Here is a 21,973-nt window from a genome sequence, read left to right as displayed (position 1 = left end):
AGTCGTTCCCATGCGAACCGACTCTTCTCCCGGCACCCTGCCGGCGCGGGAGCACCTCCCGGCCGGAGACGCCGGTACGCCTGTTCTGGACGTAGTGATCCCCGTCTACAACGAGGAGAAGGACCTCCAACGGTGCGTGCTGAGACTGCACGAACACCTCAGCCGCACCTTCCCCTACGCCTTCCGCATCACCATCGCGGACAACGCCTCCACGGACACCACCCCGTACCTGTCCCGGCAGCTGGAGCAGTGGCTCCCCGAGGTACGGGCCGTGCGGCTGGAGCAGAAGGGCCGCGGACGCGCCCTGCGCACCGTCTGGTCCACGTCCAACGCCCCCGTCCTGGCCTACATGGACGTGGACCTGTCCACCGACCTCAACGCGCTGCTGCCGCTGGTGGCCCCGCTGATCTCGGGCCACTCCGACCTGGCGATCGGCTCCCGGCTGGCCCGCTCCTCGCGCGTGGTGCGCGGCCCGAAGCGGGAGTTCGTCAGCCGCACCTACAACCTCATCCTGCGCGGCTCGCTCCAGGCCCGGTTCTCCGACGCCCAGTGCGGGTTCAAGGCGATACGGCGTGACGTGGCCCAGGTGCTGCTGCCGCTGGTGGAGGACACCGGCTGGTTCTTCGACACCGAGATGCTGGTGCTCGCCGAGCGGGCCGGGCTGCGCATCCACGAGGTGCCGGTCGACTGGGTCGACGACCCCGACTCCACCGTGCACATCGTGCGGACGGCCACCGAGGACCTCAAGGGCGTCTGGCGGGTCGGCAGGGCCCTGGCCACCGGATCGCTGCCGCTGGACCGGCTCGCCCGCCCCTTCGGCGACGACCCCCGCGACCGCGGCATCAAGGACGTACCCAAGGGACTGGCCCGCCAGCTCCTCGGCTTCTGCGCGGTCGGCGCCCTGTCGACCCTGTTCTACCTGCTGCTCTACACCGGCTTCCGGCAGTTCACCGGCTCGCAGGTGGCCAACGCCCTCGCCCTGCTGGTCTCGGCCGTCGCCAACACGGCCGCCAACCGACGCCTGACCTTCGGCGTGCGGGGCGGCGCCGGCGCCGTCCGCCACCAGGCCCAGGGGCTGGTGGTGTTCGCCATCGGCCTGGCCCTGACCAGCGGCTCGCTGGCCGCCCTGAACGTGGCCAGCGCCGAGCCCGCGCACTCCACCGAACTGGCGGTCCTGATCGCCGCCAACCTCGCCGCGACCGTGCTGCGCTTCCTGCTGTTCCGGGTGTGGGTCTTCCCGGACCGTCGCGAGGAGCCGGCCGCCACGGCACCACTGCCCACCTACTCGCACCTGGGGGACCACCGATGACCGTCATTCCTACGAGTACGGCGGTACCCGAGCCGCCGACGGCCCCTCCGGTGGCCCCGGACACCACCGCCCCACCCGGCCGCCCCGCCGACCCGCGCTGGGTCCGCCCCGCCTTCCTCGGCCTGCTGCTCGCCACGGCCGTCCTCTACCTCTACAACCTCAGCGCCTCCGGCTACGCCAACTCCTTCTACTCCGCGGCCGTCCAGGCGGGCAGCGAGTCCTGGAAGGCGTTCTTCTTCGGCTCGCTGGACGCGGCCAACGCCATCACCGTCGACAAGCCCCCGGCCTCACTGTGGCCGATGGCCCTGTCGGTGCGGCTCTTCGGCCTGAACTCCTGGGCGATCATGGTCCCCGAGGTCCTGATGGGCGTCGGCACGGTCGCCGTCGTGTACGCGGCCGTCCGCCGCCGGTTCAGCCCCGCCGCCGGTCTGATCTCGGGCGCGGTGCTCGCGCTCACCCCGGTCGCGGCGCTGATGTTCCGGTTCAACAACCCGGACACGATGCTGGCCCTGCTGATGGCGGTGGCCTGCTACTTCGTCATCCGCGCCCTGGAGGACGGCCGCACCAAGTGGCTGCTGTGGGCCGGAGCGGCCATCGGCTTCGCCTTCCTCGCCAAGACCCTCCAGGCCTTCCTGATCCTGCCCCCGCTCGCGCTCGTCCACGGCGTCTGCGCGCCGGTCTCCGTGAAGAAGCGGATCGGACAGCTGGCCGCGGGCCTCGCCGCGATCGTGGTCAGCGGCGGCTGGTGGGTCGCCATCGTCGAACTGTGGCCCGCCTCCTCGCGCCCCTACATCGGCGGCTCCCAGAACAACTCCTTCCTGGAACTGACCTTCGGCTACAACGGCCTGGGCCGCCTCAACGGCGAGGAGACCGGCAGCGTCGGCGGCGGTGGCGGAAACGGCGGCGGCAACTGGGGCGAGACCGGCTGGGACCGGCTGTTCGCCTCGAACATCGGCGGCCAGATCTCCTGGCTGATCCCGGCCGCGCTGATCCTGCTGGTCGCGGCCCTGGTGGCGACCCGCAAGGCGAAGCGGACCTCGGTGACGCGCGGCTCGTTCCTCGTCTGGGGCGGCTCGCTGATCGTCACCATGCTGGTCTTCAGCTACATGCAGGGCATCTTCCACGAGTACTACACCGTCGCCCTCGCGCCCTACGTCGCCCCGCTCGTCGGCATGGGCTCGGTGCTGCTGTGGGAGCGGCGGGAGAAGGCCTGGGCCTCGCTCACCCTGGCAGGCGCCATGACGGCCACGGCGGGCTGGGGGTACGTGCTGCTCAACCGGTCCTCGGACTACCTGCCCTGGCTGAAGTGGCTGGTCCTGGTGGGCGGCCTGGCGGCGGCCCTCGGGCTGGTCTTCGTGAGCCGACTCGGGCGTCAGCTCGCCCTCGGCGTCGCGGGCCTGGGGCTCGTGGCGGCACTGGCCGGGCCGACGGCGTACACCCTCACGACGGTGAACGAGGGCCACTCCGGCTCGATCGTCACCGCGGGTCCGACGGTGCAGGGCGGACGGGGCGGCGGCCCCGGGGGCGGGGGCCCCGGCGGGGGTGGTCCCGGTGGGGGCTTCCCCGGGCAGCAGGGGAATCAGGGCCAGGGGCAGCAGGGCCAGGGCCAGGGTCAGCAGGGCGGTGGCATGGGCCAGCCGCCGACCGGTGGCAATGGCGGCAACGGCGGCAACGGCGGCTTCCCGGGCGGCGGGACCATGCCGGGCCAGCAAGGGAACCAGCCGGGCAACCAGCAGGGGAACCGGCAGAACGGCGACGGCGGAATGCCCGGCGGCGGTGGCGGTGGCGGCATGGGCGGCCTGCTCAACGGCGCCTCGGTCTCCGACGAGGCGCAGGCTCTCCTGGAGAAGGACGCCGGGGACTACACCTGGGCGGCCGCCGCGATCGGCGCCCAGAACGCCGCGAGCTACCAGCTCTCCACCGGCGAGCCCGTGATGGCGATCGGCGGCTTCAACGGCACCGACCCGTCCCCGACGCTGGCCGAGTTCAAGGAGTACGTGGCCGACGGCAAGATCCACTACTTCATCGCGAGCGGCTCAGGCGGCGGCATGGGCGGCGCCGCCAACGGTACATCCTCGCAGATCAGCGCGTGGGTCGAGGAGAACTTCGAGGCGGTGACGGTCGACGGCACCACCTTCTACGACCTGACGTCGGGGTAATCATCTTGTACGCCGTACAGGAACCGCTCTACGGTGTACAACATGTCGACGTCCTCACCGGAACACCCCCAGGCCGCCCCGCCGCAGCCCCAGCCGCCGCGGGGCGGCCACCCGCAACGCTGGCTGATCCTCGGCGTCCTGTGCCTCGCGGTGCTGACCGTGGTGCTGGACAACACCGTCCTGAACGTGGCCATCCCCTCGCTCACCCGGGAGCTGGGCGCGAGCACCTCCGACATCCAGTGGATGATCAACGCCTACTCACTCGTCCAGTCGGGCCTGCTGCTCACCGCGGGCAGCGCCGCCGACCTCCCCCACGCCTGAAGGGCGCGGGGGGACCCCCATCGGCCGCAAGAAGATGCTGGCCATCGGCCTCGCCCTGTTCGGCACCGGTTCGCTGGTGGCCGGACTGGCGGACACCACGGGCCAGTTGATTGCCGCCCGCGCCGGGATGGGCGTCGGCGGCGCGCTGCTGATGACGACCGTGCTGGCGGTGGCGATCCAGATCTTCACGCCCGAGGAGCAGCCGAGGGCGATCGGCATCTGGGCCGCCGTGAACTCCCTCGGCTTCGCCGCCGGCCCCCTCCTGGGCGGCTTCATGCTGGACCACTTCTGGTGGGGCGCGATCTTCCTGATCAACATCCCGGTCGCCGCGCTCGCCCTGGTCGCGGTCGTCCTGCTCGTCCCGGAGTCCAAGAACCCCCAGGGCGACCGCCCCGACCTGCTCGGCGCCGTCCTCTCCACGATCGGCATGGCCTCCCTGGTCTACGCGATCATCTCCGGCCCGGAGCACGGCTGGCTGTCGGCCCGGGTCCTGGCCACGGCGGCCGTCGCGCTCACGGTGCTGGCCGCCTTCGCGTACTGGGAGAGCCGTATCCCGTACCCGATGATCGACATGCACTTCTTCCGCGACCGCCGCTTCACCGGCGCGGTCTCGGGCGGTGTGCTGATCACCTTCGGCATGGGCGGCTCGCTCTTCCTGCTCACCCAGCACATGCAGTTCGTGCTCGGCTACGAGCCCCTGGAGGCCGGTCTGCGGACCGCACCGCTGGCCCTGATGATCGTGGCGCTGAACTTCAGCGGTGTGGCGGCCAAGTGCGCGGCCCGGCTGGGCACCCCGCTCGCCATCGGGCTCGGCATGGCGGTGATGGCGGCCGGGCTCGCCTCCATCGCGGTGGTCGACTCCGGCGGCTACGGCGGTACGTTCCTGGGCCTGGTCCTCATCGGCACCGGCGCGGCCGTGGCGAGCCCCGCGATGTCGCACGCCATCATGAGCGCGATCCCGCCCGAGAAGGCGGGCGTCGGCGGCGGCATCAACGGCACCGTGGCCGAGTTCGGCACCGGTCTCGGGGTCGCCGTGCTCGGCGCGCTGCTCAACTCGCGGTTCGCGGCGCTGGTTCCGGTGGCCGCGGCCTCCCTGCCGGCGGCGCTGGCGGCCGCCGGGCCGGCCGAGGAGCGGCAGCGGGTGACGGACGCGTTCTCCTCCGGGCTGCAGACGAGCCTGCTGGTGGGCTCGTTGGGCGTCCTGCTCGGCGGACTGGTCGCCGGGGCGTTGCTGCGGCGGGCGGAGAGGGCAGAGAAGGCCTGACAGGGCGGCGTACGGTGGGCGGGCGACTGCGGGCACCATGGTGCTGGTCACGCAGTTCCCCGCGCCCTCTTCGGGGCGTCCAGCGTGACCCGCGTGGTTGAGTCGAGGAAGGTGCGCCATGGGTAAGGCAGCCGAACGGCGGGCCAGTGTCTGGCTGGAGGACAGGACGCGCCGGGGCGGCAAGGGGAGCGGTCAGCCGTCCGGGCTGGACCGCGCGCGGATCACCGAGGCGACCGTACGCCTGCTGGACGCGGAGGGCCTCGCCAAGTTCTCCATGCGCCGTCTGGCCGCCGAGCTGAACGTCACCGCGATGTCCGTCTACTGGTACGTCGACACCAAGGACGACCTCCTCGAACTCGCCCTGGACTCCGTCCACGGCGAACTGCGGCTGCCCGACCCGGAGGCGGACGAGGACTGGCGCGACCAACTGCGCACGCTGGCCGGCGAGTACCGCGCGACGCTGGTCCGCCACCCCTGGATGTCCCCACTCGCCGGGACCTACCTCAACATCGGCCCCAACTCGCTGGCCTTCTCCCGGGTCGTGCAGCGCGTCATGGGCAGGACGGGGCTGCCCGCCGAGGGCATGACCGGCGCGATCTCCGCCGTCTTCCAGTTCGTCTACGGCTTCGGCACCGTCGAGGGGCACTTCTACACCCGCGCCCGCAGCACGGGCATGACCCCCGACGCCTACTACGAGCGTGCCGTGCGGGCGGTGACCGAGAGCCCCGTTGGGGCCCAGGTGATCGAGGAGGCGAAGGAGATCATGGAGGCCCGGGGCGGGGAGAACGTGGCGGACATGCTGGAGCGGGACTTCGTCTTCGCCCTGGACCTGCTGGTGGCCGGCATCGAGGCGATGGTGGCGCGGGGCCGCCGGGAGTGACCCGACAGCCCCCTCGGCGGCCCGACGAGCGTCTCAGTCCCCCTCGACGAGCCGCGCCGGGAACCCGCCCGTGGCCACCGGCCCCCACCGCTCCGGTGTGATCCGGATGATCGACTTGCCCTGCTTGACCATCGCCGCCCGGTACTCGTCCCAGTCCGGGTGCTCCCCGGCGATGTTCCGGTAGTACTCCACCAGCGGCTCCACCGAGTCCGGCGTGTCGATGACCTCGGCGGTGCCGTCCACCTGCACCCACGGACCGTTCCAGTCGTCGCTCAGCACGATGACGCTGACCCGGGGGTCCCGCTTGGCGTTGCGCGTCTTGGCCCGCTCGGGGTAGGTGGAGACCACGATCCGCCCCGAGTCGTCCACCCCGCACGTCAGCGGCGACCCCTGCGGGCTCCCGTCCGTCCGCCGCGTCAGCAGGATCGCCCGGTGACGCGGCCGTACGAAGTCGAGCAACTCGTCCAGGGAGACGGTGGTGTTGGTCGCGATGTTGGGTGCCATGGCGTCAGCCTAGGGCGGGTTCCTTCTCCGCGCCCGGAGCCTGCGCCTGCGCCAGCGCGCCGGTCGTGCGCAGCGGGACCTCCTTGATGAACAGGGTCACCAGGAAGGCGAGGAAGGCGATCGGGGCGACGTACAGGAAGATGTCGGCGATGCCGTGTCCGTAGGCGCTCTCCAGCCAGGTGCGGATCGGTCCGGGCAGGGCGTCCATGTCGGGGAGCTGTCCGGTGCCCATGGCCTTGCCGGCCGCGGCCTGCTCCTCGGGGCTGAGGGTGCCGATGGTGTCGGTGGCGTAGTGGCTGATCCGGGTCGTCATCACGGAGCCGAGCGCCGAGACGCCCATCGCTCCGCCGAGGGACCGGAAGAAGGTCACCACCGAGCTGGCGGCGCCGAGTTCGTGCGGGGCGACCTGGTTCTGCGTGGAGAGCACCAGGTTCTGCATCATCATGCCGACACCGAGACCCATCAGGCCCATGTAGACGGCGATGTGCCAGTACGGGGTGTCGTAGCGCATGGTGCCGAGCAGGCCGAGCCCCGCCGTGACCAGCACACCGCCCACGACCAGCCAGGACTTCCACTTGCCGGTCCGGGTGATGATCGCGCCGGAGACCGTGGACGACACGAACAGACCGGCGATCATCGGGATGGTCGCGACACCGGACATGGTGGGCGACATGTCGCGGGCCAGCTGGAAGTACTGGCTGAAGAACACGGTGCCCGCGAACATCGCGACACCGACCAGCAGGGATGCCAGCGAGGCCAGCGTGATGGTGCGGTTGCGGAACAGGCGCAGCGGGATGATCGGCTCGGCCGCCCTGCTCTCCACGAACAGGAAGACCAAGGTCAGCACGAGCGCCCCGCCGACCATGGCGTAGGTCTGTCCGGACAGCCAGGCGTACTTGTCGTCCGCGAAGGTGACCCAGATCAGCAGCAGGCTGACGGCGGCGGTGATGAAGAAGGCACCGGCCCAGTCGACCTTGACCTTGCGCCGGCTCTCCGGCAGGTGCAGCGTCTTCTGCAGGACGAACAGCGCGAACACCGCGAACGGGATTCCCACGTACAGGCACCAGCGCCAGCCCAGCCAGCTGGTGTCGGTGATGACACCGCCGACCAGCGGACCGCCGACGGTCGCGACCGCGAACGTCGCGCCGAGGTAGCCGGAGTAGCGGCCGCGCTCCCGCGGGGAGATCATCGCGGCCATGATGATCTGGGCGAGCGCGGTCAGACCGCCCGCGCCGAGACCCTGTACGACCCGGGCGCCGATCAGCATCCCGGAGTTCTGCGCGACGCCGGCGAACACCGAGCCGACGATGTAGATGACCAGGGCTATCTGGACCAGGGCCTTCTTGCTGACCAGGTCGGCCAGCTTGCCCCACAGCGGGGTCGACGCCGTCATCGCCAGCAGCGCGGCCGTCACCACCCAGGTGTACGCGCTCTGTCCGCCGCCGAGGTCCGTGATGATCTCGGGCAGGGCGTTGGAGACGATGGTGGAGGACAGGATGGCGGCGAACATGCCGAGCAGCAGCCCGGAGAGCGCCTCCATGATCTGCCGGTGCGTCATGGGAGCGTCGCCGGAGCCTCCTTCGTGCTCGGCCTGAGCCCGCACACCGTCGGGTGTGGTCGTTGCCATGGGCTTCCTTCTCTTGTGCGGTCTGCTGTTACGCGTCTTGGGCGGTCTGCTGTTACGCGGTGATCGCGTCCTGCGCGGTGATCGCGGGTGTACGGGGGGCGTGGGACTGCTCGTCGAAGCAGCGGCGCAGCCGGGCCATCAGCTCGGTGAGCCGGGCGACGTCCTCGTCGCTCCAGTCGCTCAGCCGGGCGGCCAGCAGCCGGGTGGTGCACCGGGCCAGCTCCTGCACCCGGTCCCGGCCGGCGGGCGTCAGGCGCAGGATGCGGCCGCGCTTGTCGGACGGGTCGGGGGAGCGGTCGATCCAGCCCCGCTCGGCGAGGTGGGCGACATGCCTGCTGGTGACCGACATGTCGACGGCGAGCAGCTCCGCGAGCCTGCTCATCCGCATGTCGCCGTGGCGTTCCAGCAGCGTCAGCGCCGCCGCGGACCCGCTCGGACAGTCCGCGGGCAGCGCCCGCCCCAGCTCCCGTTTCACGGCCCCGAAGGCGCTGAACTGCCGCACGAGCTCCTCGTAGAGCCCCTGCTCGGCCATCGGACCTCCCGGCTTTGTTGCTTAGGGCAACCATAAAAGTCATTGGTTGCTGCAGGCAAATAAAATGGGGGTGCCGGGCCTCAAAAGTTGGCAAAGGCAAGTATTGCGACCGTAAACACCCAGGTGGCGGCGGGTGCGGGCAACCGGTGCTCCCGGTGCCGCCGGTCCGGCCCCGCGCTTGGGCGCGCACCCCGGATTCGCTAGGGTTTCGGGCCATGGCTAACACCCAGGGCCCCCAGGGCAACTACGACCCCGCAGGCAGCACGCAGATGTTCCGCGCGTTCGTCGACGAGGCCCCTCAGGGGCAGCAGCAGGCGGCCGCTTCCTCCGGTCCCCGCATCGGCCTGATCGTCGGTGCCGTCGTCGCGATCGCGGTCGTCGTGGCGGTGGCCTGGCTCGCGCTGAAGTAGTCCGCGCGGCAGTAGCGGGCGCCGAGGTGGCAGGCGCCGAAGCGGTCCGTTCCGGAGCGCTCCGCGCGGCTCAGCGCCACCGGACGGACACGTCCCGCGTCTCGATGTGCATGCCCAGCGGTACGCGCCAGGCGTCGACCGCAACGAGGGAGGTCCGGTGAGCACCTTCACTCCACGAGAGGTGGCCTACGACCGCTACCGGGCCGCGGTCAACAGCTCCCGCAGCGTGCTCGGCCGGCACGCCGACGACGTGCGCACAGACCGCGCGCGACTCCTCCACCGCGCCGCGCACAGCATCGCCGCTGCACTCGACGGACCGGCACGCGTGCACCTGCCCGAGCCCGACGACGACGCCCTGCACTTGCGGGAATGCCGTCCCGTACGGCCCGTACTCGTGCCAACCCCCAACTACCGTTGTTTTTCCACCTCTTTCGGGAGGTTCCTGGCATGGGACGGCCGCGTAAGACGCCCGAGGGGAGCCGTACGACGCGGCTCGGTCACCGGGGCGAGCATCAGAAGCAGCGTGCCCGCCTGCTCGCCGAGCTGATGCCGGGCGAGCCGTGCGCGGTTTGCGGGGAGCCGGTGTTCCCCGAGCAGGACCTGGACGCCGACCACGAGCAGGCGCGCCCTCGGCGGCACGCGGGCCACGCGGCTGCCGCACGCGTCGTGCAACCGGCGGCTCGGCGCGCAGCTGGGCAACCGGCTCCGCTCCGGCCAGGGCGCGGTCGGCGCTCTGCCTCCGCCGAAGTCGGGGACGCCCTGCTACCGGTGCGGACGTGCCTTGATGCGGGCCCAGCAACTGCGCACCGCGGCGCGGCCGTGCGGAGATCAGACGTGGCAGCACGCGCGCTGCGGCACCGACGGCTGCTCGGTGCCCGAGGGCTTGCTGTAGCGCGGGGGCCGGGGGCCGTCTCGCGCGCGAACACGTGGCCTGCGGGTTAAGCCTGCGGGCCGCCGAACGGCCCGGAGACGGGCGCACAGCAAGACTCCTGACGCGAAAGCGGCCTCGCCCCATACCCTGACAGTGTCGAGCTGTTCAGAGAGGGGCAAGGCCGTGTCGCCTTCAGATGGTAGCCCGGACCCGTACGCCGAGCCGCTGGTGTTCGGCCAGCGTCTCCAGATCCTTCGCACCCGGAAGGGCATGACCCGCGAGCAACTCGGCGGGCTGCTCGGCAGGTCCGGATCGTGGGTCAAGGGAATCGAGACAGGGCGGCTCAAGACGCCCAAGCTCGAAGTGATCCTGCGCATCGCCGAGCTGTTGCGCGTCCGCGACCTCGCGGACCTGACCGGCGACCAGTCTGCGCACGTCGACCTGTTCGCCGGCCCCGGCCACCCGCGCCTCGCCGCGGTCAAGACCGCTGTCGACGCCTTCCCACTCACCACGCAGCGCGAGGCGCCCCCGGCCACTCACCTTCACGCGCGGCTCGCGCAGGCATGGAAGGCGCGACACTCCGCACCGAATCACCGCGAGGTGATCGGCACCCTGCTGCCGGACCTGATCCGTGACGCTCAACTCGCCGTGCGGCAGGCCGACACCGGGACGGACCGCAGAGCAGCTCAGGCCGTACTCGCCGAGGTCTACTCCCTGTGCCAGTTCTTCGTGGCATACCAGCCGGATCCCGCCCTGTTGTGGCGCGTCGCCGAGCGCGGGCTGATCGCCGCGCAGGAGTCCGAGGACCCGCATGCGATCGGTGTCGCCGCATGGCTTGCTGCGCAGGCACACCGTGATGCTGGCCCGGCGCACTTCGACGCCGCAGACGCGGTGAACCGCGAGACTCTCGCGTACCTCGAACCGCAGTTGCCGGACGCCTCGAACGACATCCTCGCCATCACGGGCGCGCTCACCTTCGAGGCCGGCTACACCGCAGCCCGACGCGGGGAGACGGGCACGGCATGGCGGCACTGGGACCAGGCCCGAGCCATGGCCGACCGGCTGCCGGAGGACTACTACCACCCGGTGACGTCGTTCTCCCGGGCCATCATGGGCGCGCACGCGGTCACCGTCGCCGTCGAGCTGCACCAGGGCGGCGAGTCCGTACGCCAGGCCGCCCGCGCCGACGCCGTCACCATCCCCTCAAGGCCGCGGAGGGCCCGGCACCGCATCGAAGAGGCTCGCGGCTTCCAACTCGACGGACAGCCTGACGTCGCCCTGGCCACGCTGGAGAAGGCACACGAAGCCGCTCCCGAGACGATCAAGTACAACGGGTACGCCAAGCGCATTGTGCTGGAGGAGGCCGAGGCGAAGGTTCCGGCCCGGCGTCGTCGAGCCTCCGAACTCGCGGTGAAGCTCGGCATGTTGGCCGCATGACGTAGGGGCACAATCTGTGCCCCTGCCTCTCCTTTGACGCTCCTACGGTCGAAGACCACGAAGACCCCGGCGACCGCGCGAACGGTCCCGGGGCGTGGTCGACGCTGCGAAGGAGCGCCAACACCGTGAACGCTACACACCGTTTGCCCCTCGGCGAAGAGCAGGACGGCGAAAGGCCGGCCGCCTACGAACCCCGGCTCGGCGACACCGTCGAGGACACCGAGAGGAACAAGTGCGGCAAGGTCGCGGGCTGCGTAGGCCCGTACATCCAGCTGCGCCCCATCGGGGGCGGCATCGAGTGGGATGCGCGGCCTGAGTGGCTGCAACCGGTCCCGGCTGGAGCGGCCCTGAGTGAGGGCGTCTCCGTGGCCAACGCGCGCTCGCGGGGCGAGTGCCCGTGACCGCGGCCGAGGCTCCGCCTCTGTCTCCGGAGTGCACGCTGGCCCGCGAGCCCGGCTACGGCGCCGCGCACGAGGAGTGCCGCCGGACCGACGACATCCCGCTGCCCCACGGCAGCGGAATCCTGCTGCAACGCCGCTGCGGGTGCGTCTGCCACTCGGAGGACGAAGAACAGCCGTGACCGGCTCTGTCCACGCCCTGGTGCCAGCGTGGACACTGCACTGACGCACCCCCACGGCGACCGCCGGGTCAGGGTCGCGAACCGCACAGACCCCCCTTCCTGCTGGGACCGCAAGCCCGGCGGGAAGGGGCCGAGCCTGCCCGCCGGGATTCCCGCAAGAGTCCCGGCGGGCGGGCGCACACACCGGCCCCCGTCCGTCTGACCCCCCTTTGCAGATGGGCGGGGGCCTCGCCGTGCCGAAGCGCTACACCGAGCCGATGATCCTCGACCTGATCGTGTCGAAGAACATGGCCCGCCGACAGCTCAGCCCAGGGCAGCGCGCGCTGATGGCCCTGGAGTACGAGCGGTACTACGCCGCGGCGCAGCACAAGGGGCGGCCTAAGGATGACGGTTCCGAGGCGGCGCGGTCACGGAAAGCAGAGGAAACGTGCGCAGATCTGCGCACGACCGGGGAACGGGTCGAACCGCAGGCCCGACGCGAGCAGCGCTCCGACGAACGCGCCGTGAGGGTGGTTGGTTCTTCCGGTCGAGCAGTCCAGCAGGCCAAGGCCGTGCAGCGTGACGCGCCCGACCCTGCCGACGAGGTGCGCCGCGGCGAACTCGCCCTCGACCGAGCCGAGCCCGGCGCGCGCCACGGGACAGCACTGCGCCGCCCGGACTCACGCAGGATGAGCCGGGCGGCACGGTTGTCTCGTCAGACGGCGTGCAGGCCGTGACGGTCCCGAGGCGCACCCCGGCCGCGCTCGGCCGACAGGCCGCCGTTGACGACCCGCAGTGCGGGCCGCTCCTGGATGGCTTCCGGCCGGTAGTCGTCGGCGGGCACGATTCCCGAGGCGACCGCCAGGGCGTGCGCGTCCCGCCTCACACGCTCCTGTCGCATCGCCGGTTCGCCTTTTACCGCGGTGTCGAGCTGCCGCAGGGCGCGGAACAGCATCAGCCGTGCGTCCTGCTCGCGCGCCAGAGCGTCGGCCAACTGCTGCTCGACGACCGCGAGGCGCTCTTCAGCGCTGGAGGCCGCCTCGGCGCGGGTGTCGTGGACGCTGGCCGGGCGCTGAGCGAGTAGCTGAATGGGGGTACGGTCCTGCATGGGCCTGGTTCCCTGTCACCGAGGGGTCTGGATCAAGGCGCCGTTCGGTGGTTGCCTCCACCGGCGGCGCCGCTGTGATCCGGAGGCTGTGCTGCCCCCGGCGGTTACCGCTTCTTCTCTCGCGTGTGAGAGATGAAGATCGGGTCTCCTCCGAGGTACGTCACCGTGACGTCGTGCTCCATGTGCGCGCCCAACAGAAAAGACCCCTCATAGAATCTGTCGACGCACACCGTCCAGGTCCGCTCCTTCCGCGCGCCGCCCCCGATCGGCGCCGGAAGCTCCTCCTGCGACTCCACGGTCCCCCAGTCGACCCCGAGCGCCCCGATGATGTGCGTCCCGAGGGTCACGGTGCCCGAACGCACGGGAGCGCCCCCGGAGTTGTGAAACCGGACGGTCACCTCCTCGCACCACCGCTGCTCACCCTCCGCCCGTTCCGGCTGGGACCAGGAGAGGTCGGCGGGGGACGGCTTGCCGGGGGTGGCGGTGGTCGTGCTGGGGGCCGCGGAGGTCGTACGGCCGACAGGGGCCGAACTCGCGCCCGTGCCGCCGGTCTTGGCGCCGCCCCCGCCCGACGGCACCGACCTCGCGCCGCCGCTCGTACGGCCGGTCGACCCCGCCGAAGTACCGCCCCCGGAAGCCGAGTTCGACGCTGCAGGGGCGCCCGGAGCCGCCGTGACCAGCGGAACCAGCGTCACCGTCCCCGTAGGCCCCGCCGTACGGGCCGTGGCCCCCGGCGCTCCCACGGCCCTATAGCCGTCGTCCCCGCCGCCGGAGCCCCCGCACGCGGCCAGCAGGCCGCCCAAACACACGACGGCCGCCGAGGCGCCGATTAGGGCGCCCTGGCGGCCATGTGTCCATGCCGTCGCCCGAAGCATCGCGCCATGGTGGCTGACGCTCCGTCAGAAGGGAAGGGGTCAGTCGGAGATGAGGCCCTCGCGCAGCTGCGCCAGCGTGCGGGTCAGCAGCCGGGAGACGTGCATCTGGGAGATGCCGACCTCCTCGCCGATCTGCGACTGGGTCATGTTGGCGAAGAACCGCAGCATGATGATCCGGCGCTCGCGCGGCGGGAGCTTGGCCAGCAGCGGCTTGAGGGACTCGCGGTACTCCACGCCCTCCAGCGCGGTGTCCTCGTAGCCGAGCCGGTCGGCCAGGGAGCCCTCGCCGCCGTCGTCCTCGGGGGCCGGGGAGTCCAGGGACGAGGCCGTGTAGGCGTTGCCGACCGCCAGGCCGTCGACCACGTCCTCCTCGGACACGCCCAGCACCGCGGCGAGTTCGGTGACCGTCGGGGAGCGGTCCAGCTTCTGGGAGAGCTCGTCGCTGGCCTTGGTCAGCGCCAGCCGCAGCTCCTGCAGCCGGCGCGGCACGCGCACCGACCACGAGGTGTCCCGGAAGAACCGCTTGATCTCGCCGACCACGGTCGGCATCGCGAACGTCGGGAACTCCACGCCCCGTTCGCAGTCGAACCGGTCGATCGCCTTGATCAGGCCGATCGTGCCGACCTGGACGATGTCCTCCATCGGCTCGTTGCGGGACCGGAACCGGGCCGCGGCGTACCTGACGAGCGGGAGGTTCAGCTCGATCAGGGTGTCACGGACGTACGCACGCTCGGGGCTGTTCTCGTCCAGCGCGGCGAGCCGCAGGAACAGGGAGCGGGACAGGGTGCGGGTGTCGATCGCCCCGGAGGTGGGGAGAGCCGGGGCCTGCTCGGCCTCGGCCTCGACAAGGGCCGTTACGTCGTCGTCGAGCGCGGGCGCAGCCTCGCTCTTGGTGAGCGTGAGCACCTTCGAGCTGCCCTGGTCTGCGGACATGCCACCCCCTTTGGGTCGCGGGACGGTCGCGGCGAACGCTCCCACTGGAGAACGCAGCCTTCACCTGAATACCGGAGCCGAAGCCACGGCAAACGCGCTTCCGGAAGAATGTCACATGTCGGCAACACGCTGTAGTGACATGTCGACATGTAAGACGCGAATCCGCCCTGGAAACAAGGGGTCTGACGCTATTTCGACAGGAAAATGTCGGCAACGGCGCAGGTGAGCGATTCACCCTCCCAGGTGATAGACCGCTCAGTCTTTCGAGTGGGACTCCGGGGAGTCTCCCCGGGGTCTCCCCGTCGTCTCCCTCAGGCGTCGATCCGGTTCGCCGACCGCAACCGCTGGAAGCTACGCGCGAGTAGCCGCGATACATGCATCTGGGAGACGCCGAGTTCGGCGCTGATCTGCGACTGGGTGAGGTTGCTGTAGTAGCGCAGCAGCAGAATTCGCTGTTCCCGCTCGGGGAGTTGGACCAGCAGATGCCGGACCAGGTCGCGGTGCTCCACGCCGTCCAGCGCGGGGTCCTCGTAGCCGAGCCGGTCCAGCAGTCCGGGCAGCCCGTCGCCCTCCTGGGCCGCCTCCAGCGAGGTGGCGTGGTACGACCGTCCCGCCTCGATGCAGGACAGCACCTCGTCCTCGCTGATGCGCAGCCGCTCGGCGATCTCGGCGGTGCTGGGGGAGCGCCCGAAGGCCGTGGTCAGGTCCTCCGTCGCGCTGTTGACCTGCACCCACAGCTCGTGCAGCCGGCGCGGTACGTGGACGGTGCGGACGTTGTCCCGGAAGTACCGCTTGATCTCGCCGACGACCGTGGGCATCGCGAAGGTCGGGAACTGCACCCCGCGGTCGGGGTCGAAGCGGTCGATGGCGTTGATCAGACCGATGGTGCCGACCTGGACCACGTCCTCCATCGGCTCGTTGCGGGAGCGGAAACGGGCGGCCGCGTAGCGCACGAGCGGGAGATTCGCCTCGATCAGCGCCCCGCGCACCCGGTTGTGCTCCGGCGTACCCGGCCGGAGCTGTTTGAGCTGGGCGAACAGCACCTGGGTGAGCGCGCGGGTGTCGGCACCGCGACTGCGCGGGGCGGGCTCGGGGGGTGAGGGCGGGGCGGCTTCAGAGGTCGCTTCCGGGATTGCTTCTGTGATCGCTTCCGTGATCGCTTCCGGGGTTGCTTCCTGAAGAGGCGCAGTACTGGCCGGCACGGTCAACTCCACCTCTTGATCCATCAACTCATCCGTCAAAAGCGGTCATAGCATCACAAGACATGTGCACTGTGTGCAAGCACCGCATAACACCGTGTTGAGGGATGACTATGAGCAAACATGTGCGAAGGCATGCAAAAGCCCTCCGCCGCAACGGCGGAGGGCTTGAGGACCGACTGCGATACGGCGGCTCAGTACTCGTAGTCCGCGATCACCCAGGTCGCGAACTCCTTCCACAGGGCCACGCCCGCCTGGTGCTCGGGGTGCTCGACGTACCGGCGCAGCGCGTCCACGTCGTCGAAGCCGGAGTTGATCGCGAAGTCGTAGGCGATGGGGCGGTCGCTGAGGTTCCAGCCCAGCTCCCAGAAACGGATCTCGGAGATCTTCCCCGGCAGCGCCCGGAACGCCTCCTCGCCCGCCACGACGCGGGGGTCGTCGCGCTTGACGCCCTCGTTGAGCTTGAACAGGACGAGGTGGCGGATCATGAGTCTCCTCCGTTGGCGATCCACGTCGCGAAGTCGCCGAGCGCCTTGGCGGCGTCCGATATGCCCTCGAACCCTATCTGGACATAGTCGGCGGCCTTGGCCGGGTCCGTGATGATCACATAGAGCACGAAGACCACGAGCACATAGACGGCGAGCTTCTTCGAATTCACCGCCACCGCGGCCTCCCTGCCCCTTGTCGCCCAAATCGGGCCCCCTGTTGACGGCGGTGAGTGTAACCGCCAACCCTCCCCGAACGATCAACCCCCGCAAGCACGAAGGGCCCCGTCTTACGACGGGGCCCTTCACAAGCGGTAGCGGAGGGATTTGAACCCTCGGTGACTTGCGCCACACTCGCTTTCGAGGCGAGCTCCTTCGGCCGCTCGGACACGCTACCGAGGGAGACCTTACAGCACGGGGGGCCGTGCTCAGAAATCGGTATTCATCGGTTCCGGAAGAAGTCCGTGAGCAGGGCGGCGCACTCGTCGGCGAGGACGCCTTCGATGACCTCGGGGCGGTGGTTGAGGCGGCGGTCGCGGATCACGTCCCACAGGGAGCCGGCCGCACCGGCCTTGTCGTCGCGGGCGCCGTAGACGACCCGGTCCACCCGGGACTGCACCAGCGCGCCCGCGCACATGGTGCACGGCTCCAGCGTGACGACCAGCGTGCAGCCCGTCAGCCGCCACTCGCCGAGCTTCGCGGCGGCCCGGCGGATCGCCAGCACCTCCGCGTGCGCGGTCGGGTCGCCGGTCGCCTCGCGCTCGTTGTGACCGGCCCCGAGCACCGTCGTACCGTCCGCGGACAGCACGACGGCGCCGACGGGCACGTCCCCGCCCCGGCCGGCCAGGGCGGCCTGGTCCAGGGCGAGGCGCATGGCGGCCCGCCAGCGGTCGCGTACCGGGTCGAAAGGACCCGCCGGGTCGGTCGGGGTCAGCGGACGGTCTCCAGGACCTCCGCGGCGCCCAGGGCCTCGGCGATGGCCCCCAGCGCGTCATCGGCGTCCAGGGCCTTCAGCTCCTTCTCGCTGACGCCCAGGTCGTCGAGGATCTCGCTGTCACCGACCGGAGCGTGCGGGACCGCCTCGGAGGCGGGGCCGTCCTCGTCGTCGGAGTCGCCGTCCGGCTCCTCCGTACCGTCGAGGTCGAGGGAGTCCAGGTCGGCGCCGTCGTCGCCGGGCTCCCTCCCGAGCAGCTCGTCGGTGAGCAGGATCTCGCCGTAACTGCTGCGGGCAGCGGCGGCGGCGTCCGAGACGTAGATACGAGGGTCGTCCTCGCCGTCGATCCGGACGACGCCGAACCAGGCGTCCTCCTGCTCGATCAGCACCAGCACCGTGTCGTCCTCGGGGGAGGCTTCACGGGCCAGGTCGGCCAGATCCGACAGGGTCTCCACATCGTCGAGCTCTGTGTCGCTCGCTTCCCACCCGTCTTCGGTGCGCGCGAGCAGTGCGGCGAAGTACACCGTGACTCTCCCACTGGTCATAGGCGTGCCGGTTGGGGGTCCCCCCGGCGGAGGTTGCGGGCGGGAGGAGCGGGCTCCGAGCCCCACCCACTCGGAATCGTGGCAGAAACAAGGCGTTCAGGGGACGTCTTCGGCTCCCTGTGTCCGCCCGTTTTGATCGTCCACCAGCGGGATCGTACGCGGCCCGCGCCGCCGTCCACGCACCAGGCGGCCCAACTGCGGGCGGAGCGGGGCCGGATGCCCTACCAGCGAAACGTGCGCATCCGCATGGCGTGGCGCAGCCGCGCGGCCTTGGCGCGCCGGGGCTGCACCCGTTCGCGCAGCTCCCTGGCCTCGGCCAGTTCCCGCAGGAACAGGGCGCGTCGGCGTCGGCGTTCCGCGTCGGTCTCCTGCGGCGCGGGGTCCTCCCGGAACTCACTGTCAGGCATATGCACACCCCCAGTACGTCCCTCCCACTTTCCCCCTGATGGGCGGTTTGATGCCAGCGCGAGGTGTGTCCCGGCACGGTTACTGTTAGGGACATGCGTCTCCACGTCGTCGACCACCCGCTGGTCGCCCACAAGCTCACCACGCTGCGCGACCAGCGCACCGACTCCGCGACGTTCCGGCGGCTGGCCGACGAGCTGGTCACCCTGCTCGCCTACGAGGCCACACGGGACGTGCGCACCGAACAGGTCGACATCCAGACCCCGGTCGAGCGGACCACCGGCGTCAAGCTGTCCCACCCCCGCCCGCTGGTCGTGCCGATCCTGCGGGCCGGGCTCGGGATGCTGGAGGGCATGGTCCGGCTGCTGCCCACAGCCGAGGTCGGCTTCATGGGCATGATCCGCAACGAGGAGACGCTCCAGGCATCCACCTACGCCACGCGGATGCCGGAGGACCTCTCCGGCCGCCAGGTCTACGTCCTGGACCCGATGCTGGCCACCGGCGGCACCCTGGTCGCGGCCATCCAGGAGCTGATCAAGCGCGGCGCGGACGACGTGACGGCCGTGGTGCTGCTCGCCGCGCCCGAGGGCGTGGAGGTCATGGAGCGGGAGCTGGCGGGCACGCCGGTCACCGTGGTCACGGCCTCGGTGGACGAGCGGCTCAACGAGCACGGCTACATCGTGCCGGGCCTCGGCGACGCGGGTGACCGGATGTACGGGGCGGCGGAGTAAGCCTCCCGGCAGGTTCCGGCATGCTTTCGGCGAGACCCCAATAAGGCCTCGGCAGGCCCTCGGCGAGACCCCAATAAGGCCTCGGCAGGCCCTCGGCGAGGCCCCAATAAGGCCTCAGCAGAACTTCAGCAGGACTTCTTCGACGCGGCGGGCGTCGGCTCGGGCCTGGCCAGTGCGGTCAGGGCCTTGTCGGCGTCCGCCTTCGTCGTGAGCTTCTTGAAGGCGCTGCCGATGATCAGGTCGACCTCCTTGCCCTTGCGGCCGGGGTCGGTACGGCGCTCGGCGCCGGTGAGCTGGGTGGCCAGCACCGGCAGCGAGGTGTCGAGGGCCGCGGGCGGGCCCAGCAGCACGCCGGTGCCCTTGACCTTCTTGTCGTACTCCTTGGTGGCGTTGCCCACCTCGCCGATCTTGAAGCCGCGCTTCTTCAGCTCGTCGGCGGTCTTCTTGGCGAGGCCGCTGACGGGCGTGGCGTTCAGGACGTTGACGGTGATCCGGCCGGGCTCGGGCAGGGCGGCGGCGCGCACCGTGGGCGAGGCGCTGACCTTGGTCCCGCAGTCCGCCTTGGGACCGGCCGCCGAGGCCTTGCCGCTGTCGCCCGTGAAGACGTCGATGAGCTGGAGCGTGCCCCAGCCGAGCACGCCGAGCACGGTCACGGAGGCCACCGTCATCAGCACGAGCCTGCCGCGCCGCCGGGGCCGGCGCATCCGCGGGTATTTGTCCCCCGTGATCCGGTACTGGCCGCCCATGCCGGGGGGAGTCAGCATGCTCATGGGCGCAGCGTAGTGCGCCGTGGCGATGATGCCTACTAGATGATCATTAGATACCGGCCAGGAGAACCCGAAAGGGCCAAACCTTCACCGGGAGAGCACCTGACGAGCCGGTTCTAGTCCAGCTCCAGCACGCGGGCGTGCAGCACCTGGCGCTGCTGGAGCGCCGCGCGGACCGCCCGGTGCAGACCGTCCTCCAGGTACAGATCGCCCTGCCACTTCACCACGTGGGCGAAGAGGTCGCCGTAGAACGTGGAGTCCTCGGCGAGGAGGGTTTCCAGGTCGAGCTGCCCCTTGGTCGTCACGAGCTGATCGAGGCGGACCGGGCGCGGTGCGACGTCCGCCCACTGCCGGGTGCTCTCCCGGCCGTGGTCGGGGTACGGCCGGCCGTTTCCGATGCGCTTGAAGATCACACGGAAAGCCTACCGGTCCTGACGTTCCGGGCGCAGCCATGGCGCCGGAGTGCGACGCTGGAAAAACGTCTGCATACCGGGTCGAATCGGAACAGGTGCCTGAGATGAGTGACCGCGAAACCATGCCCTCGGCCGCCGCTCCGGAGAAGCCCGGCAGCGCTCCGGCCCTCCCCGCGCCCGCCCTGGAGATCGCCTCCGGATACGCCTTCACCGGCCCCGCGCTGGACCTCGGCGCCCTGATGTGGGACGGGAAGTGCCTGGCCGACGCCCAGATCCGGGTACCGCTGCCGATGCTCAACCGGCACGGCCTGGTGGCGGGCGCCACCGGCACCGGCAAGACCAAGACGCTCCAGCTGATCGCCGAACAGCTCTCGGCGCAGGGCGTGCCGGTGTTCCTCGCCGACATCAAGGGCGACCTCTCCGGGATCTCGGCGCCGGGAAAGCCGGGCGAGAAGATCTCCGCGCGTGCCGCCGAGGTCCACCAGGAGTGGACGCCGACCGGCTTCCCCGCGGAGTTCTACGCCCTGGGCGGACTCGGCCACGGCATCCCGGTCCGCGCCACGATCACCAGCTTCGGCCCGGTGCTGCTGGCCAAGGTCCTCCAGCTCAACCAGACCCAGGAGCAGTCCCTCGGCCTGATCTTCCACTACGCCGACACCAAGGGCCTGGAGCTGGTCGACCTCAAGGACCTGCGCGCGGTGGTCGCCTTCCTCACCTCCGACGAGGGCAAGGCGGAACTGAAGAACATCGGCGGCCTGTCCACGGCGACGGCCGGCGTCATCCTGCGCTCCCTCACGGCCTTCGAGGCGCAGGGCATGGGCGACTTCTTCGGCGAGCCGGAGTTCGACACGGCGGAGTTCCTGCGGACGGCGCAGGACGGGCGGGGCGTGGTCTCGGTCCTGGAGCTGGCCGCGGTCCAGGACAAACCCCAGCTGTTCTCGACGTTCCTGATGTGGCTGCTCGCGGATCTCTTCCACGACCTGCCCGAGGTCGGCGACGCCGACAAGCCGAAGCTGGTCTTCTTCTTCGACGAGGCGCACCTGCTCTTCCACGACGCGTCCAAGGCGTTCCTGGACTCCATCACCCAGACCGTGCGCCTCATTCGCTCGAAAGGGGTCGGCGTCTTCTTCGTCACACAGACCCCGAAGGACGTACCCGCCGACGTCCTCGCCCAGCTCGGCAACCGGATCCAGCACGCCCTGCGTGCCTTCACCCCGGACGACCAGAAGGCCCTGAAGGCCACGGTGAAGACCTTCCCCAACTCCGGCTACGACCTGGAGGAACTCCTGACCGGCCTCGGCACCGGCGAGGCCGTGGTCACGGTCCTGAGCGAGAAGGGCGCCCCGACCCCGGTGGCGGCCACCCGCCTACGGGCCCCTGAGTCCCTGATGGCCCCCGTCGAGGCGACGGCCCTCCAGCAGGCGGTGACGTCGTCGCCCCTGTACGACCGTTACGCACAGGCTGTGGACAGGGAGTCGGCGTACGAGAAACTCCAGCGCCCGCAGGCGGGCAAGGGCCCGGACGAGGTCCGACCGGAGCCGAAGAAGGCCGAGCAGCGCCGCCCGAAGCAGAAGGAGGACCGCTCGATGGTGGAGCAGGTCGCGGGCAGCGGCATGTTCAAGTCCCTGGCCCGCTCCATCGGCACCCAGATCGGCCGCGAGATCACGCGCTCGGTCTTCGGCACGGCCCGGCGGAGGCGGTAGAC

At 70.7% G+C, this 21,973-nt stretch carries 23 protein-coding genes, 1 tRNA gene and 2 pseudogenes; 11 read left to right on the top strand and 15 right to left on the bottom strand.

Annotated features, from left to right (window positions below):
* Positions 1–10: 10 nt before the first annotated feature.
* The 4 genes and pseudogenes from ACZ7L7_RS32660 (at position 11) to ACZ7L7_RS32645 (ending at position 5,933) form a co-directional block, all read left to right on the top strand.
* Positions 11–1,309, top strand: coding sequence for a bifunctional glycosyltransferase family 2/GtrA family protein (locus ACZ7L7_RS32660; RefSeq protein ID WP_472077793.1), 1,299 nt, complete (start codon positions 11–13; stop codon positions 1,307–1,309).
* On the top strand, positions 1,306–3,468 hold the full coding sequence (locus tag ACZ7L7_RS32655; RefSeq protein WP_472077792.1) for an ArnT family glycosyltransferase: 2,163 nt from the start codon (positions 1,306–1,308) through the stop codon (positions 3,466–3,468). The genes ACZ7L7_RS32660 and ACZ7L7_RS32655 overlap by 4 nt, the downstream gene beginning before the upstream one ends.
* A gap of 42 nt (positions 3,469–3,510) precedes the next feature.
* A pseudogene (locus ACZ7L7_RS32650) lies at positions 3,511–5,053 on the top strand (MFS transporter).
* Positions 5,054–5,171: 118 nt separating this feature from the next.
* The gene (locus tag ACZ7L7_RS32645; protein WP_471432353.1) at positions 5,172–5,933 is read left to right on the top strand and encodes a TetR/AcrR family transcriptional regulator; all 762 of its coding nucleotides are present in this window, start codon (positions 5,172–5,174) and stop codon (positions 5,931–5,933) included.
* Between the two features lie 33 nt (positions 5,934–5,966).
* On the opposite strand, the gene ACZ7L7_RS32640 is transcribed toward ACZ7L7_RS32645, so the two are convergent.
* The 3 genes and pseudogenes from ACZ7L7_RS32640 to ACZ7L7_RS32630 form a co-directional block, all read right to left on the bottom strand.
* Positions 5,967–6,437 (bottom strand): PPOX class F420-dependent oxidoreductase, encoded by a 471-nt coding sequence (locus ACZ7L7_RS32640; protein ID WP_285516480.1) that lies wholly within the window; start codon positions 6,435–6,437, stop codon positions 5,967–5,969.
* Positions 6,438–6,470: 33 nt separating this feature from the next.
* Positions 6,471–7,995 (bottom strand): annotated as a pseudogene (locus tag ACZ7L7_RS32635) (MDR family MFS transporter); the annotation flags it as partial.
* Positions 7,996–8,116: 121 nt separating this feature from the next.
* Positions 8,117–8,596: a MarR family winged helix-turn-helix transcriptional regulator gene (locus ACZ7L7_RS32630; protein ID WP_471432355.1), complete on the bottom strand. Its 480-nt coding sequence runs from the start codon at positions 8,594–8,596 to the stop codon at positions 8,117–8,119.
* Positions 8,597–8,811: 215 nt separating this feature from the next.
* On the opposite strand from ACZ7L7_RS32630, the gene ACZ7L7_RS32625 reads away from it, so the two are divergent.
* From ACZ7L7_RS32625 to ACZ7L7_RS32605, 5 genes are all read left to right on the top strand, one after another.
* Positions 8,812–9,006, top strand: coding sequence for a hypothetical protein (locus tag ACZ7L7_RS32625; protein ID WP_285516483.1), 195 nt, complete (start codon positions 8,812–8,814; stop codon positions 9,004–9,006).
* 1,054 nt (positions 9,007–10,060) lie between these two features.
* Positions 10,061–11,314 carry a helix-turn-helix domain-containing protein gene (locus ACZ7L7_RS32620; protein WP_285516484.1) on the top strand — a complete coding sequence of 418 codons (1,254 nt, stop codon included), beginning with the start codon at positions 10,061–10,063 and terminating at the stop codon, positions 11,312–11,314.
* Positions 11,315–11,439: 125 nt separating this feature from the next.
* A complete protein-coding gene (locus tag ACZ7L7_RS32615) occupies positions 11,440–11,715 on the top strand; it encodes a hypothetical protein (RefSeq protein ID WP_352230237.1) in 276 nt (91 codons plus the stop codon).
* Positions 11,712–11,894: a hypothetical protein gene (locus ACZ7L7_RS32610; RefSeq protein ID WP_472077791.1), complete on the top strand. Its 183-nt coding sequence runs from the start codon at positions 11,712–11,714 to the stop codon at positions 11,892–11,894. Before ACZ7L7_RS32615 ends, ACZ7L7_RS32610 begins: the two co-directional genes overlap by 4 nt.
* Before the next feature lie 257 nt (positions 11,895–12,151).
* Entirely contained in the window at positions 12,152–12,610 is a 459-nt protein-coding gene (locus ACZ7L7_RS32605) for a hypothetical protein (protein WP_472077790.1), read from the top strand.
* On the opposite strand, the gene ACZ7L7_RS32600 is transcribed toward ACZ7L7_RS32605, so the two are convergent.
* The 10 genes from ACZ7L7_RS32600 to ACZ7L7_RS32555 all read right to left on the bottom strand — a co-directional run bounded on the left by ACZ7L7_RS32600 (position 12,589) and on the right by ACZ7L7_RS32555 (position 18,359).
* Positions 12,589–12,981: a hypothetical protein gene (locus ACZ7L7_RS32600; protein ID WP_472077789.1), complete on the bottom strand. Its 393-nt coding sequence runs from the start codon at positions 12,979–12,981 to the stop codon at positions 12,589–12,591. The genes ACZ7L7_RS32605 and ACZ7L7_RS32600 overlap by 22 nt on opposite strands.
* A gap of 104 nt (positions 12,982–13,085) precedes the next feature.
* Positions 13,086–13,559 (bottom strand): hypothetical protein, encoded by a 474-nt coding sequence (locus ACZ7L7_RS32595; protein ID WP_472077788.1) that lies wholly within the window; start codon positions 13,557–13,559, stop codon positions 13,086–13,088.
* Positions 13,560–13,895: 336 nt separating this feature from the next.
* A complete protein-coding gene (locus tag ACZ7L7_RS32590) occupies positions 13,896–14,789 on the bottom strand; it encodes an RNA polymerase sigma factor SigF (protein ID WP_285516489.1) in 894 nt (297 codons plus the stop codon).
* A 311-nt stretch (positions 14,790–15,100) separates the two neighbouring features.
* Positions 15,101–16,015 carry an RNA polymerase sigma factor SigF gene (locus ACZ7L7_RS32585; RefSeq protein ID WP_471593310.1) on the bottom strand — a complete coding sequence of 305 codons (915 nt, stop codon included), beginning with the start codon at positions 16,013–16,015 and terminating at the stop codon, positions 15,101–15,103.
* 167 nt (positions 16,016–16,182) lie between these two features.
* Positions 16,183–16,476, bottom strand: coding sequence for a Dabb family protein (locus ACZ7L7_RS32580; protein WP_285516491.1), 294 nt, complete (start codon positions 16,474–16,476; stop codon positions 16,183–16,185).
* Positions 16,473–16,652, bottom strand: a complete 180-nt coding sequence (locus ACZ7L7_RS32575; protein ID WP_093721081.1) for a hypothetical protein — start codon at positions 16,650–16,652, stop codon at positions 16,473–16,475. Before ACZ7L7_RS32575 ends, ACZ7L7_RS32580 begins: the two co-directional genes overlap by 4 nt.
* A 133-nt stretch (positions 16,653–16,785) precedes the next feature.
* Positions 16,786–16,870 (bottom strand) — tRNA-Ser (locus tag ACZ7L7_RS32570).
* A gap of 45 nt (positions 16,871–16,915) precedes the next feature.
* Positions 16,916–17,347 carry a tRNA adenosine(34) deaminase TadA gene (gene tadA, locus ACZ7L7_RS32565; RefSeq protein ID WP_472077787.1) on the bottom strand — a complete coding sequence of 144 codons (432 nt, stop codon included), beginning with the start codon at positions 17,345–17,347 and terminating at the stop codon, positions 16,916–16,918.
* A gap of 56 nt (positions 17,348–17,403) precedes the next feature.
* On the bottom strand, positions 17,404–17,931 hold the full coding sequence (locus ACZ7L7_RS32560) for a tRNA adenosine deaminase-associated protein (protein ID WP_285516512.1): 528 nt from the start codon (positions 17,929–17,931) through the stop codon (positions 17,404–17,406).
* Between the two features lie 242 nt (positions 17,932–18,173).
* Positions 18,174–18,359, bottom strand: a complete 186-nt coding sequence (locus ACZ7L7_RS32555; RefSeq protein ID WP_285516506.1) for a hypothetical protein — start codon at positions 18,357–18,359, stop codon at positions 18,174–18,176.
* A gap of 93 nt (positions 18,360–18,452) precedes the next feature.
* On the opposite strand from ACZ7L7_RS32555, the gene upp reads away from it, so the two are divergent.
* The gene (gene upp, locus ACZ7L7_RS32550) at positions 18,453–19,088 is read left to right on the top strand and encodes a uracil phosphoribosyltransferase (RefSeq protein ID WP_186282696.1); all 636 of its coding nucleotides are present in this window, start codon (positions 18,453–18,455) and stop codon (positions 19,086–19,088) included.
* A gap of 125 nt (positions 19,089–19,213) precedes the next feature.
* Here the strand turns inward: upp and ACZ7L7_RS32545 are convergent, their stop codons facing one another.
* Both ACZ7L7_RS32545 and ACZ7L7_RS32540 read right to left on the bottom strand, forming a co-directional pair.
* Positions 19,214–19,834, bottom strand: coding sequence for a LytR C-terminal domain-containing protein (locus tag ACZ7L7_RS32545; RefSeq protein ID WP_471432371.1), 621 nt, complete (start codon positions 19,832–19,834; stop codon positions 19,214–19,216).
* 137 nt (positions 19,835–19,971) lie between these two features.
* Complete coding sequence (locus tag ACZ7L7_RS32540) at positions 19,972–20,268, bottom strand: type II toxin-antitoxin system VapB family antitoxin (RefSeq protein ID WP_003999914.1); 297 nt, start codon at positions 20,266–20,268, stop codon at positions 19,972–19,974.
* 104 nt (positions 20,269–20,372) lie between these two features.
* On the opposite strand from ACZ7L7_RS32540, the gene ACZ7L7_RS32535 reads away from it, so the two are divergent.
* A complete protein-coding gene (locus tag ACZ7L7_RS32535) occupies positions 20,373–21,971 on the top strand; it encodes a helicase HerA-like domain-containing protein (RefSeq protein WP_471432369.1) in 1,599 nt (532 codons plus the stop codon).
* Positions 21,972–21,973: the final 2 nt, after the last annotated feature.

This window comes from Streptomyces sp. NPDC110618 (assembly GCF_055657065.1).
Note: the sequence above shows the minus strand (reverse complement) of the source record. Positions and strands in the feature narration are given on the sequence as shown.

Coding starts and splice junctions, on each gene's coding strand:
- ACZ7L7_RS32660 (WP_472077793.1), top strand. CDS start 11: ATGCGAACCGACTCTTCTCCCGGCACCCTGCCGGCGCGGGAGCACCTC.
- ACZ7L7_RS32655 (WP_472077792.1), top strand. CDS start 1,306: ATGACCGTCATTCCTACGAGTACGGCGGTACCCGAGCCGCCGACGGCC.
- ACZ7L7_RS32645 (WP_471432353.1), top strand. CDS start 5,172: ATGGGTAAGGCAGCCGAACGGCGGGCCAGTGTCTGGCTGGAGGACAGG.
- ACZ7L7_RS32640 (WP_285516480.1), bottom strand. CDS start 6,437: ATGGCACCCAACATCGCGACCAACACCACCGTCTCCCTGGACGAGTTG.
- ACZ7L7_RS32630 (WP_471432355.1), bottom strand. CDS start 8,596: ATGGCCGAGCAGGGGCTCTACGAGGAGCTCGTGCGGCAGTTCAGCGCC.
- ACZ7L7_RS32625 (WP_285516483.1), top strand. CDS start 8,812: ATGGCTAACACCCAGGGCCCCCAGGGCAACTACGACCCCGCAGGCAGC.
- ACZ7L7_RS32605 (WP_472077790.1), top strand. CDS start 12,152: ATGATCCTCGACCTGATCGTGTCGAAGAACATGGCCCGCCGACAGCTC.
- ACZ7L7_RS32600 (WP_472077789.1), bottom strand. CDS start 12,981: ATGCAGGACCGTACCCCCATTCAGCTACTCGCTCAGCGCCCGGCCAGC.
- ACZ7L7_RS32590 (WP_285516489.1), bottom strand. CDS start 14,789: ATGTCCGCAGACCAGGGCAGCTCGAAGGTGCTCACGCTCACCAAGAGC.
- ACZ7L7_RS32585 (WP_471593310.1), bottom strand. CDS start 16,015: ATGGATCAAGAGGTGGAGTTGACCGTGCCGGCCAGTACTGCGCCTCTT.
- ACZ7L7_RS32580 (WP_285516491.1), bottom strand. CDS start 16,476: ATGATCCGCCACCTCGTCCTGTTCAAGCTCAACGAGGGCGTCAAGCGC.
- tadA (WP_472077787.1), bottom strand. CDS start 17,347: ATGCGCCTCGCCCTGGACCAGGCCGCCCTGGCCGGCCGGGGCGGGGAC.
- ACZ7L7_RS32555 (WP_285516506.1), bottom strand. CDS start 18,359: ATGCCTGACAGTGAGTTCCGGGAGGACCCCGCGCCGCAGGAGACCGAC.
- upp (WP_186282696.1), top strand. CDS start 18,453: ATGCGTCTCCACGTCGTCGACCACCCGCTGGTCGCCCACAAGCTCACC.
- ACZ7L7_RS32545 (WP_471432371.1), bottom strand. CDS start 19,834: ATGGGCGGCCAGTACCGGATCACGGGGGACAAATACCCGCGGATGCGC.
- ACZ7L7_RS32535 (WP_471432369.1), top strand. CDS start 20,373: ATGAGTGACCGCGAAACCATGCCCTCGGCCGCCGCTCCGGAGAAGCCC.